We start from the raw sequence: 554 nt of genomic DNA, 5'->3' as shown, positions 1-554 counted from the left end.
TACAGCACGGCTATCACCGACTCACAATATTTTGCGCGTCACTGCGTTCCTTCAAAATATGTTCGCTGGTGTGACTCCAGTTCGCTGTGCACACACAAAGCGAATACCTTAATGCCCGGCCGTACGTGTCGCCGGAGGGCGGAGGATAGCGGATTTTTGAAAAAAGGCCGAGGCCCCGCAGGGGCCTAAGACGGCTCATAGTGGCTTGGAGCTATCTTCCAGTGTTCCTCAGGGCTTCGCCCAGCTCCTTTCTGAGAAAGGAACCTGCGTTACGTGCTTACCTTCCTGCTACTTAATTCACGCTAAACATTCTGCTGAATTGGCCACCTCCGGTGGCCACCCCCTATCCCGCTTCGCGGGACTTCCCCCTATTCAGAGGGCAGAATAGGTCTCTCTATGCTTACCTGTAGAGCCATGTGGCACACTGCTGAGCGTCCATAGTACCCCCAGCTCTGCTGGGGTGGCAAAGGAACTGGAGTCACTCCAGCGAACTGGATTCGTAGGGGAACGTTAGAGACCTGAGAATCCAGTGAGTCGGTGATAGCCGTGCTGTA

Origin of the sequence: Dialister sp. UBA1703, from assembly GCA_002320515.1 — a bacterium.
GTDB lineage: Bacteria > Bacillota > Negativicutes > Veillonellales > Dialisteraceae > Dialister.
Note: the sequence above shows the minus strand (reverse complement) of the source record.